Genomic DNA, 11,613 nt, shown 5'->3' with positions numbered 1-11,613 from the left:
ACATAATAAAACCCCTTGAATTAGATTTCTCCAATTCAAGGGGTTCAGTTCATTTTTGTTCGTCGATGACTTTTTTGACTTATGTGGCAGGGGTCAGGGTTGTCGGAGCTGTCCTCAGAAGCAGACTCATCCAGAATGTAACCCAAAATATCAATCAAGCTTTTGAGCATTAATGGAATAACAGGTACTGATGCGCGTCCCTTGCATCAGTACCTGTTATTGTGTTAAGCGGAGAAAGCTGGCTTAAATGGCACGTTTCCACAATATAGCTGGGTAACAGTAACTGGTAAATGGATATTAATCGGTGTTTTTCCGATTAGTGTCCATTTTCAGTTATATGTAGGGAACTGATGTGCTGAGCACGTTTTACCAAATAGAAAAAATACAGTCATTCATCCCCATTCCAATCCCCTATTACTCAGGCCAGTTCTGACCAATTATTCGAAGAATTGGTTGGATCGTTTCCCGTTCCCGCTTCAAATAAGCTCCGTAGAATTCGATTTGATTATGCGGATCGTCAATTCGAACGGCATTCCGATTGTTATTCTCAAATCGCTTGCCTGTCGTGCTCGTTACTTGTGATAAGTTTGAAAAGAAAAACGGAAAATTTGAATATCGACTAATTTGACTCATGGCGCTCAAATCTTCCTGATAAAGAAATGAGGCATTGGGAATGTGCGCTTCAACGATTTGCCGCCAAGGCCCAATATCTTGGACCACAAGGAAACTCAAACCGGCTAAATCCGCGAATGAAATGTGCTGCCGCTGTGACAGTGGATTGAATTTATCAATGCCAACCCCAAGATATTCGACTCCTAAATACATGGATTCAATATCATCAGTGGTGATTTCCTGATTGGTAAAGATTAATCTGTCGTTGAAAGTCTGCAGCCGATCAATCACTTCGGCTGGCTTAATCGTCTGCTCACTAATGTTCAATTGACCTTCAATTTTGTCCTTAATCTGATTTAACAATAACATTGGCCCAGGGGCAACCGATGCAATCGCAATTTCATTTTTTGAGCGGTCGTAATTGCGTACTTTGCCGGTAAAGTCGCTTTCTGCTTTTAATAACTTCTCCGCCTCTCCAACGGCAAATTGGCCGGTGTCATTGAGCTGAATGTGGTTGCTGACTTGCCGATCAAATAAGGTAACACCCAACTGCTGCTCAAGCTTTTTCATCCCCCTGGTTACCGTTGGTTGCGTGATCATCAAATGTTCCGCAGTTGCACTGAGGCTGCCATACTTTTGAAAAGCAACCAGTTCTCTTAATAGTTCTAAATCAATGGCCAAATCAACGCCTCCCTGCTACTATGTCATATCTGTATAGTAACATACTTAATCGGTAATTTTCTTTTACAAGCTGCCGCCATATACTTGCATTGTTAACAGATAAAGAATGAACTTGAGATTAACAACTAAGGAGATTTTAATCATGCAATTCGTAACTTTAAATGATGGTCATAAAATGCCTCAACTCGGCTTCGGTGTCTTCCAAGTACCTGATTTAACAATCGCTGAAAAAGCAGTGAGTGATGCGCTGGATACCGGCTATCGATTAATTGATACCGCGGTCGCCTACGATAACGAGGAAGCAGTTGGCGCGGCAATTAATAAAAGCCAAGTGAAACGGGAAGATATATTTGTGACGTCCAAATTATGGGTCGATCACTTTACCTATGAAAAAGCCAAGCAGGGAATTGATGATTCTTTAACCCGGCTGGAACTGGATTATATGGATCTTTACCTCCTTCACCAACCATACGGTGACATTGCCGGCGCTTGGCGAGCTTTGGTGGAAGCCCAACAAGCCGGCAAAATTAAGTCAATCGGCGTGTCTAACTTTGCGCCAGATCAATTGATGAATTTGGAATTGATGTCAGATGTGAAGCCGGCCATCAATCAGATCGAGGTTTCGCCATGGTTCCAAGAACATGCTGAAGTCAACTTCGCAAAGAGTCAAGATATTCAGGTTGAAGCCTGGGCACCATTTGCTGAAGGTAAGCACGCTATTTTTACTAACGAAACAATTGCCAACATCGGTCAAAAATACGGCAAAAAGAATGGCCAAGTCATTTTACGCTGGCTCATTCAACGGGGAATTGTGGTTATTCCTAAATCAGTTCATAAAGCCCGCATGGCTGAAAACTTCAATGCTTTTGACTTTGAGCTCACCGACAAAGAAATGCAAACGATGAACACGCTGGACAAGCACGAAAGTCAATTCTTCGACCATCGCGATCCAGCCGCAATTGAAAGCATCTTTGGTCAAAGCTTGAAGGCGTTACGTCAATAAGGAGGAAAAATGAAAGCAGTCGTATTTATTAAGCCTGGACAGGTTGAAGTCCCAGACGTCCCAAAGCCTAAAATTGATGGCGACAACCGGGCGCTGATTCGGGTCATCCGGGCCAGCGTTTGTGGTTCAGACCTGTGGTGGTATCGTGGTATTTCTGAACGAGCCGCTAATTCTCTGGTGGGTCACGAAGCAATTGGTGTCGTCGAAGAAGTGAGTTCGGATGTGAAAAATTTTCATCCCGGCGACTTTGTCATTGTCCCATTTACCCATGGTTGTGGTCATTGTGTCGCCTGCTTAAATGGGTTTGAAGGTAATTGTTTGAATCAACAGTCTCATACGAATGGCGGTTATCAAGCTGAATTGATGATTTATGAGCCAGCTGATTCAGGCCTGGTTAAAATACCTGGCAAACCTGAAGACTATTCAGAGGATCAACTTGCTTCATTACAAACCCTGTCAGATGTGATGGCCACCGGTTTTCATGCCGCTCGAAACGCAGAAATCAAGCAGGGCATGACGGTCGCTGTGATCGGCGATGGTGCAGTGGGGCTTTGTGGTGTCATTGGGGCCCAATTGTTAGGAGCAGAAAAGATTATCTTGTTGAGTCACCATGAGGATCGAGCTTTATTAGGAAAAGAATTTGGGGCCACTAATGTCGTTGCAACAAAGGGCGACCAAGCCATAGCTGATGTTTTAGCCCTTACCAAAGAAAATGCCGGCGCTGATGCCGTTCTTGAATGTGTTGGGGCTGCCGGCGCCATTGAGCAGGCAGGCCAAATTGCCCGACCTGGTGCTGTCATCGGCCGCGTTGGCGTTCCCCAGACTGAGCCAAAATCTAACCAGCTGTTTTGGAAGGGTGTTGGTTTAAGAGGCGGGATTGCCTCGGTTACGCAACCAGACAAAGCTATCTTGTTGCAGGCAGTCCTTGATGGTAGGATCAATCCTGGAAAAGTCTTTACCAAACATTTTGACCTTGATCACGTTGAAGATGCCTACGAGGCGATGAATCAACGGACAGCAATCAAGTCCCTATTAGTCATTAACAATAAGTAAAGGAGCTAAAATCATGCCAAAATATGTCGTTTTAGCAGCGACTGGCCAAATTGGCCAATTAACTGCTCAGAATTTATTAACTAACAGCGATGCCCATCTCGTTTTATTTGGCCATAATGCCAGTCAACGATTAAGTCAGTTTGCTGGTGACCGAGTCAGCTTGGTTGACGGGGATTTAAAAGATCCGGTTGCCTTGAAGAATGCCGTGACTGGCGCCGATGCCGTTTTTCTTGCTTATGTTGCCTCACCTTCGATCGTTCAGCCACTCATTCAGGTGTTAGACGAAACTGGCGTTCAACGGTTTATCGCAATGTCCGTTCCTGATGTCTATCAGGAAGTTGCCGGTCCATTCCAAGCATGGTACCGTGAACATACCGGCTTAGTTTGGAAAACCAATTATGTTGAGACGATTGCGGCGATTGAAAGGTCCGACTTGGATTATGTCATCTTACGGACAACCTGGCTTTACAACAATCCTGCCAAGACTGCCGTTAACGTGACCAAGAAAGGTGAACCGTTTAAAGACGCCCAAATTTCTCGGGAAGCCGTTGCCAAATTTGCGGCTGACCTTTTAACTGGTAAGGAAAATTATCATCGAGAAAGCCTGGGGATTGGTGAGCCCAACACAGAATGGACGAAGCCAAGTTTCTATTAATTAACCCGATAAAATAAAAGGATAGCTTCAAAAAATAAGCCAATCATCCAGACCGTCAAAATCAAACTGTCCGGATGATTGGCTTATTTAGTTAGGAGTCTAAAAAAATTAATTTGCTTTACCGGCTTTAATCTTCTGTCCAAATTCAGTCTCATCAAAATGATCAATCACATTCTGAAGCTCCGCTTTGGTCAAGCTTGCACCAAACAGACTACTGCCAGGCTCAGTCATAATACCATCAGCAAGATCATCATGAACCACCGTATCAAATCCCATTGTATTCACAAAATCGGCAACTTCATCCACTGCCGCTTTGTTATCGCCGGTCACAAACAACGCCTTGCGATTCTCAGCACCTGCAGGCCGAGCTTCTTCCTGGAGATTATGATAACCCATATGATTGAAGGTTTTGACGATCGTGCTCTTATTGAAATATTTCTGAACCTGTTCACTAGAAGTTGAATCAGGATCCAGAACTTCTTCACGGATGCCATCGGTTTCCCACCAATAGTTCATCGCATCAATGACCAATTTGTCTTTGAGCAGCTTTGGCTTGATATTTTTATACCGACTGAGGGGAATGGCTAAAATAATCAAATCACTTTTGCTGACAACTCCCTGATTCGTTGCCGGAACTGCGCCTGGAACCAGCGTCTCAATGGTCAGGGCAATTTTTTGAACAGAACCGGAACCTGAAATTCTGACATGATAGCCGGCAGCCAGGGCTAACTGAGCCAATACAATGCCAACCTTACCGGCACCGATAATGCCAACGTTTTTAATTTTTGCCATTTCTAACCCTCCTCAGACAGAATTTCTTTAACACGCGGAATCACCTTGGTCGCATAAAGCTCAATCATTCGTTCACGCTGAGCGGCGGTCTGATTACCTGCACCATAAACCAGGTCAAACCGACCAAGATCGAGCAACTTAATCGTTCGAGCCATTCGTTGGGCAACGTGTTCTGGGTTCCCCACGTAAAATGACCCAACTTTGGTTTCGCCATCAAATTGTTCCCGGCTCATCGGCGCCCACCCCCGGGTCAAGCCAATCCGATCAAAGTTTGCCTTAATGTTTTTCCAAGCAACTTCAACGGCCTCATCCTCATCATCGGCAATAAAGCCATGTGAGTGAACCGCAACTGGTTGAATGGGCTTGCCAAATTGACTGGCTGCCTTTTTGTACAAATCAAGGTAAGGGACAAATCGATCTGCCTGCCCACCGATAATCGCCAAAATGACTTTATACCCATACTTAGCGGTTCGAATAATTGATTCAGGTGAGCCGCCAATTCCAATGTAGGTCTCAATGCCGTCGTAGTCCGTCTTAGGATATACATCCTGATCCTTCAAGGTTTGGGTAAACTTGCCCTGCCAAGTGACCGGCTTTTCTTTAATTAATTGACTGTACATTTCCAATTTTTCGTTGAATAAATCGTCATAATCGGTTAAATCATAGCCAAATAACGGGAACGATTCAGTAAATGAACCCCGGCCCAACATGACTTGTGCCCGACCAGCAGATAACCCTTCAAGGGTGGCAAATCGTTCGTATACTCGAACTGGATCATCAGAACTCAAAACCGTTACTTCTGTGGCCAGCTTAATGTTCTGAGTCACAGATGCGATGGCGCCCAAGACAACTTCTGGACTGGAGACACTATAGTCGGGGCGATGATGTTCGCCAACTCCGATCACGTCAACGCCTAATTTGTCAGCCAATTGGCCTTCTTTCACAATTTGGCGAATTGATTGCCCAGCCGTCAAGAGATCGCCGTTTTCAGCGGAAACAATATCCCCGAATGTTTCCAACCCAAATTGCAATTTATCTACATTAACCATATTTTTCCTCCGAACGCTTATTTTTTGTAAGTATGATATAAGATTATTATAGATACTCGCAAAAAGCAACTAAAGTCACCAATTAAAAACGGGCGTGGGTGAATAACCGGCTGATCCCAGAATTTAAACGCAAAAACGAGGCTGGAACATATATTAATTTCCAATCAGTCATTATTCGTTTGGATCGCTGTAGCCACTTGGATAAAAGCTGCGCCAAACGGCTGATCCCGGCCATTTAACGAAAAGAACCAACTATTCCAAAATCAGGAATAATTGGTTCTTCTCGTTAAATTCTGGGATCAAAACGCCCTTCGTCTCAATCTCAGCATCTTCCTAATGCGTTACTTGATAAGCCCGATTGATTTGTTTACTCCGGCTTTGAAATGGGAATGCCTTGGTGACTCCTTCAATTTTATCTTGATCAACAAAGCCCCAATACCTGCTGTCATCAGAGACTGACCGATGATCGCCCAAGACAAAATATTTTCCTTTAGGGACTCTAACCACCTGCTGGTCACCAACCCAGTGTGCGGACAGTGACTTCAAATTCCAATTACCGGTCCCAATCGTTCGTTGCCGCGTCCCAATGTAGCCCTGATACAACTTCGTATGGTTAACATAGATGTTACCGTTTTGACTATTAATTGTATCACCTGGTAATCCAATCACCCGCTTAACGTAGTAATCTTTGGGGGTTGCTTGAGGATCTTCCCCGTGAGCATCGAAAACGATGACTGAATTACGATGAATTTTAGCTTGCCGCAAGCTCACCACCATTTGCTTATTCTGTAAATTAGGCTGCATCGAATCTCCGTCGACAAAGTTGGCCGAGATTACGAATTGTTTAATCCCAAATCCAATGACTAACCCAACGACGACAGGAATTACCCAACTCAATACTTCTTTGAAAAATTTCAATTAATCCACCAATTCCTCACTTTAGTTGTCATTTTTACATCCATTCAATACAGTTTATCATCTTCTATGTCCATATCCAACACCTCATGTTTAAAGCATGAAGATTCTAAACAATGTTGCTGGGGCAGATGTTAATTCTAATCGGCAATCATTGATTTGGCTGGTCACTAATGCCTAGGTTAGTACTGGATCAAACAACTGATTCTTGCCATTTAAGCAAAAAAAGCAATACATTCAAAATCAGAATGCATTGCTCTTCCATTCAATTCTGGGATCAAAGCGCCGATTGTCCCAGTCTCGACAACTTATTCAAGTATCTTTCAATCAACTTATTCGTGGTGGGTAATCCCACTCAGCCTATCAAGGGTTTCCTGCTTGAGGTAGTAAGGGGTGACTCCATCGTCTACGGCTTTGGATAACAGTCCCTGAGCCTGCTTCTGCGCAATAATGGTGGGTACCTTCAACGACATAACCGATTTATTAATCACCATTTGATGCACATCAACCCCTGTCTTGTAATGCAACGGTTGTTGGCGCTTCGGTTCCTTTGATTGGTTGGTCTTGCCTTTAGCCATGAAAATCCCTCCTCACTAGTAATATTAACTTCATGATAGCAAATCCGACATTGAAAGTATATTTAAACGACTAGTCACGAACACTAATTTTGTCGAATTTATCTTGATACCATTGATCCCAAGATCCAGCCACTAAATTACCATTTGGATAATAATCCGGATTAATCACGGTAACCACGTGTTTGATATCTTGGCCTCGTTCTTCATATAAAGCTGCTCTCATTTGTTCGGGAGTAAAGGCCTGGTTTTCAAAAACAAAATGATTAATGTCTGCCAAATAGTAGTCAACTTTGTACTCAGCTAAAATTTCAAGATCATTTTTCTTCAACCAACGAAGATAGAATTCAATAAAATCTTCAATCGCTTTTCTAGTCGCTGTTTCATCTAACTTATCGATAGATACTACATCTGCCACAGTGCCACCTCCTCTTATAGTTCCATTATGCCACAAACTTTGTGGTCACGTCTAATTATGTAGTATGATTAAAGAGAATCCAAAATAATCAAAGGATGCGGATAATTATGTCGAAGAGAACAGTTTACACAGATTATTTTTTTGATGAACCAGCGTACAACACTCACGATGGTGGTTTCATTCCACTTGAAGAGCCCAAGACGCCGCAAGAACCGCTCAGAATTCCAGAACTTTTGAAGCCAGATGAGGAAACCTCGACTGATATGTATTACACGGTCATTGCCCAGCCTGGTGAGGTTCAGTTATTACCCGGTGCCAAAACAAAGACATGGGGATTTAATGCCCCCTTTCTTGGCAAAACAATCTTGTTCAAGAATGGTAAGACAATTCATATTACATTAAAAAATGAACTACCCGAATTAACAACTTTTCATTGGCATGGGTTAAACGTGCCGGGACCGATTACGGATGGTGGCTGCCATGCCCCAGTTTATCCCGGTGAAAGCACCCAGATTGAATTTAAATGTCATCAACCAGCCGCAACTCTTTGGCTTCATGCCCATCCGTGTCCAGCCACTGCAGAACATGTGTGGAAGGGGTTAGCTACCGAAGTTTTGGTGACCGATGACGTGGAAGCTAAACTGCCATTCCCTAGAAATTTTGGGGTGGACGATATTCCAGTTATTTTGCAGGATCGCCATTTCCACAAAGACAACCAGTTAGATTACATCGCTGATTATGATCCGGATGGCGTGCAAGGACCAACCCCCGTTATTAATGGAACCGTTAATCCATACTTTGATGTGACGACGCAACGACTTAGATTGCGCTTATTGGACGGAGCCAACCGACGGGAATGGCGGCTGCATTTTAGTGATGATCTCAAGTTTACCCAAATTGCGTCAGACGGTGGCATATTGCCGGAGCCCGTTGACTTTACTCATTTGATGTTAACCTGTGCTGAACGAGCTGAGATCATCGTTGACTTTAAGGGTCACAAGCCAGGTGATGTCGTCACCCTCTACTGTGATGACGTTCCCGTTATGCATTTTCGGATTCATGAATTTGCTGCAGACAATACTGAGCTACCCGATCACTTGGTCGACATTCCTGATCCTGAAGTAACTGCCGGCGCTCCGGTCCACAAAGTGGTCATGTCCGGAATGGACGAAGAAGTCATGATGAACGGCAAAAAATTCGATATGCAACGCATTGACGATCGCCAACAAGTTGGTCATGTTGAGTATTGGGATATTTCAAATACCAATGACATGAGTAATGGAATGGTTCATCCTTACCACATGCACGGCACCCAATTCAGAGTGGTGTCTAGAAATGGCCATGCCCCCTATCCTAACGAAAATGGCTTAAAAGATACGGTTGGGGTTAATCCTGGTGAAACCGTCCGGCTCAAAGTTTGGTTTGAGCACCTCGGTGTTTACATGAACCACTGCCACATCATTGAACACGAAGATGGCGGCATGATGGCCCAGTTTGAGGTCTACGATCCAGAAAATCCAAAGACCTATCAATTAATGGATATGACGACCCTGATGAATGCATTCGCAAAAGAGCGGGGCGTTGCGGTTAAAGACTTATATATTCCTGGCATGGATATGTAAACTTAATTCTTGCATAGGGTTAATGGGTATGATAGTATTACTCATGGAATGAAAAATGAATATAGCTGTTAGGTGAGGCTCCTATGTGAAAAATGCTACTGCTCAGAAACGTCGAAAAACGCCAATGAGTCAGCTGTCCCAGTCAAAGTAAGGCTTGGACTAACGTGGCTGTTATTTATAACTACATCACATAGTGCTAAAGCTCAACGACTGGCGGAGCTTTAATTTTGTGTGTCCAGTCGTTAACGGCTGGACACTTTTTATTCCAACAACTTTGATTAAAGAGGTGAGTGTTATGACAACTGAATTTAAAGATCCTGGAGCGTCGAAACATCAGTCTACCAAGGGAAAGTCGGTTGTGATAACCTCACGACCTTGATTTAACGAGAAATTGTTACAATCGATTTTCCCAAAATCATTAATAGTCTAACCATCTAAACGTTTTGTTTCTTGCTTATCGGCTTTAATGCTGAATGGATCACAAGAAATTTCTCGACTTCGTTGTTTAGAAAGCGCGACTCATTGGGAATTCGATTAATGCAATTTCTCGGTGGTTTTGAACATTGAGGTATTGACGTACCTGTGTTCAATCGGTTAAGTTAGCCGATAAACGCTTCACCTTTTAGGAAACTAATTGGGGAGAATGAGGTTAATCGTCATATATTGCCAACACATAAATACGATAATAATAGTAATTATGAGGGACATTACCTCCAAGAATTTGGTGGAAACTAATTCTTGAAAAATGACTGCTATCTTATCGAACTAATAACATTATAAAGCCGTCAACGTAAATTTCGTTGACGGCTTTTGCTTTACTTTCATTTAAATGAAGCAATGTACTTGCGCGACTTTTCTTCGTCAAATTCTTTTTCGGATTTACCGATCACGACGGTAGCCAATGAGTTGCCCACTACGTTAACGGCTGTCCGTCCCATATCAACAATTCGATCAATCCCGGCAATGAACGTCAAGCCGGTAACTGGAACACCGATTGTTGAAATTGTTGCCAGTAGGACCACAAAGGAAGCCCCAGGAACACCGGCCATTCCTTTTGAAGTAATCATTAGGACAACTAGCAAAGTAATCTGCTGTCCAATTGAAAGGTTGATATGGTATGCCTGAGCTAGGAAGAGTGCCGCAATTGATTGATAAATTGCCGAACCATCCAAATTAAACGTATAGCCAGTTGGAATGACAAAAGAAACAATTCCTTGGCTTGATCCAAATTTTCCCATTTTTTCGATCATCTTTGGTAAGACAGCTTCTGAACTGGCGGTTGAAAATGCTAAGACAATTTCGTCCTTAATAACCAATAACAGATCAAAAATGCTGAACCCAAATATCTTCGCCACAATGCCCATCACAACTAATATGAATACGGTCATTGTGACGTAGGCAATTGCCACAAAGTAACCAAGTGGAATTAAGGCGCCAATGCCCATTTCTGCCAGGGCAACGCCGATCAGTGCACAAACTCCAATTGGGGCAGCATGCATCACCCAGTTGGTTACTTTAAACATTACTTCAGCTACTGCGTTCAATCCATCAATTAAAATTTTTCCCTTTTCTCCAATGGCCGCAATTCCAAGTCCAAAGAAAACCGAGAAGAAAATAACCGGCATCATATCACCGTTAGCCAATGAGCGAAAAATGTTAGTGGGAATGATTCCCAACAGTGTGCCCCAAATGCCCGTATGCTGAGCAGACTTTGCTGTTGCCATGTATTGACTAATATCTGAACCATGAAGCGAATGAATATCAATCAACGTCCCAGGATGCAAAACATTCGCAACTATCATTCCAAGCGCAATTGCGACTGTTGTCATTAATTCAAAGTAGATAATTGTTTTCAGACCAACTCTACCAAGTTTTTTAATGTCTCCCATGCTGGCAATTCCGACTGTTAAACATGAAACCACAATTGGCAGAACAATCATTTGAATCAAATTAATGAACATTGTTCCAATATTCTGCATGGTCGTAATCGCCGTATTATTTTTATAAAAAATAATTCCGAAGACAACTCCCAGAATCAACCCAATGAGGATCTGCCATCCTAAGGTTAACCGGTATGCTTTGTAGCGCTTCATAATTTCACCTGTATCCTTCTTAAAATATGTACTTATCTCAATATAAAACAAAAGCCTTCAACAGTAAATACCATTGAAGACCCTTATTGATTGCGTGGCAACGTCCTACCCTCGCAGGGGGCGATCCCCCAACTACTCTCGGCGT

General features: G+C 43.1%; 11 protein-coding genes and 1 riboswitch. Of the genes, 4 read left to right on the top strand and 7 right to left on the bottom strand.

Annotated elements, in window-relative coordinates:
• Positions 1-414: 414 nt before the first annotated feature.
• Positions 415-1,293, bottom strand: coding sequence for a LysR family transcriptional regulator (locus tag FD12_RS03295; RefSeq protein ID WP_056981667.1), 879 nt, complete (start codon positions 1,291-1,293; stop codon positions 415-417).
• A 142-nt stretch (positions 1,294-1,435) separates the two neighbouring features.
• Between FD12_RS03295 and FD12_RS03290 the strand changes: the two genes are divergently transcribed.
• Genes FD12_RS03290 through FD12_RS03280 form a run of 3 tightly spaced genes read left to right on the top strand, consistent with a single transcriptional unit; the run spans position 1,436 to position 4,004 of the window.
• Positions 1,436-2,296, top strand: a complete 861-nt coding sequence (locus tag FD12_RS03290) for an aldo/keto reductase (protein ID WP_054749011.1) — start codon at positions 1,436-1,438, stop codon at positions 2,294-2,296.
• 9 nt (positions 2,297-2,305) lie between these two features.
• Positions 2,306-3,349: an alcohol dehydrogenase catalytic domain-containing protein gene (locus tag FD12_RS03285; RefSeq protein ID WP_054749012.1), complete on the top strand. Its 1,044-nt coding sequence runs from the start codon at positions 2,306-2,308 to the stop codon at positions 3,347-3,349.
• A 13-nt stretch (positions 3,350-3,362) separates the two neighbouring features.
• Positions 3,363-4,004 (top strand): NAD(P)H-binding protein, encoded by a 642-nt coding sequence (locus FD12_RS03280; RefSeq protein ID WP_054749013.1) that lies wholly within the window; start codon positions 3,363-3,365, stop codon positions 4,002-4,004.
• 108 nt (positions 4,005-4,112) lie between these two features.
• On the opposite strand, the gene FD12_RS03275 is transcribed toward FD12_RS03280, so the two are convergent.
• The 5 genes from FD12_RS03275 to FD12_RS03255 form a co-directional block, all read right to left on the bottom strand.
• The gene (locus FD12_RS03275) at positions 4,113-4,796 is read right to left on the bottom strand and encodes an NADPH-dependent F420 reductase (protein ID WP_056981666.1); all 684 of its coding nucleotides are present in this window, start codon (positions 4,794-4,796) and stop codon (positions 4,113-4,115) included.
• Positions 4,797-4,798: 2 nt separating this feature from the next.
• On the bottom strand, positions 4,799-5,845 hold the full coding sequence (locus FD12_RS03270; protein ID WP_054749014.1) for an LLM class flavin-dependent oxidoreductase: 1,047 nt from the start codon (positions 5,843-5,845) through the stop codon (positions 4,799-4,801).
• A 333-nt stretch (positions 5,846-6,178) separates the two neighbouring features.
• Positions 6,179-6,763, bottom strand: coding sequence for a signal peptidase I (gene lepB, locus FD12_RS03265; RefSeq protein WP_054749015.1), 585 nt, complete (start codon positions 6,761-6,763; stop codon positions 6,179-6,181).
• A 329-nt stretch (positions 6,764-7,092) separates the two neighbouring features.
• A complete protein-coding gene (locus FD12_RS03260) occupies positions 7,093-7,338 on the bottom strand; it encodes a hypothetical protein (RefSeq protein ID WP_054749016.1) in 246 nt (81 codons plus the stop codon).
• A 70-nt stretch (positions 7,339-7,408) separates the two neighbouring features.
• A complete protein-coding gene (locus tag FD12_RS03255) occupies positions 7,409-7,753 on the bottom strand; it encodes a hypothetical protein (RefSeq protein WP_082622151.1) in 345 nt (114 codons plus the stop codon).
• Positions 7,754-7,860: 107 nt separating this feature from the next.
• Here FD12_RS03255 and FD12_RS03250 point away from each other — a divergent pair, with 107 nt between their 5' ends.
• Positions 7,861-9,375: a multicopper oxidase family protein gene (locus FD12_RS03250; RefSeq protein ID WP_056981664.1), complete on the top strand. Its 1,515-nt coding sequence runs from the start codon at positions 7,861-7,863 to the stop codon at positions 9,373-9,375.
• A 57-nt stretch (positions 9,376-9,432) separates the two neighbouring features.
• A riboswitch (M-box (ykoK) riboswitch) is annotated at positions 9,433-9,597 on the top strand.
• A 599-nt stretch (positions 9,598-10,196) separates the two neighbouring features.
• Here FD12_RS03250 and FD12_RS03245 read toward each other — a convergent pair.
• The gene (locus FD12_RS03245) at positions 10,197-11,468 is read right to left on the bottom strand and encodes a cation:dicarboxylate symporter family transporter (RefSeq protein WP_056981662.1); all 1,272 of its coding nucleotides are present in this window, start codon (positions 11,466-11,468) and stop codon (positions 10,197-10,199) included.
• Between the last annotated feature and the right edge of the window lie 145 nt (positions 11,469-11,613).

The organism is Lentilactobacillus rapi DSM 19907 = JCM 15042 (genome assembly GCF_001436255.1).
GTDB lineage: Bacteria > Bacillota > Bacilli > Lactobacillales > Lactobacillaceae > Lentilactobacillus > Lentilactobacillus rapi.
Note: the sequence above shows the minus strand (reverse complement) of the source record. Positions and strands in the feature narration are given on the sequence as shown.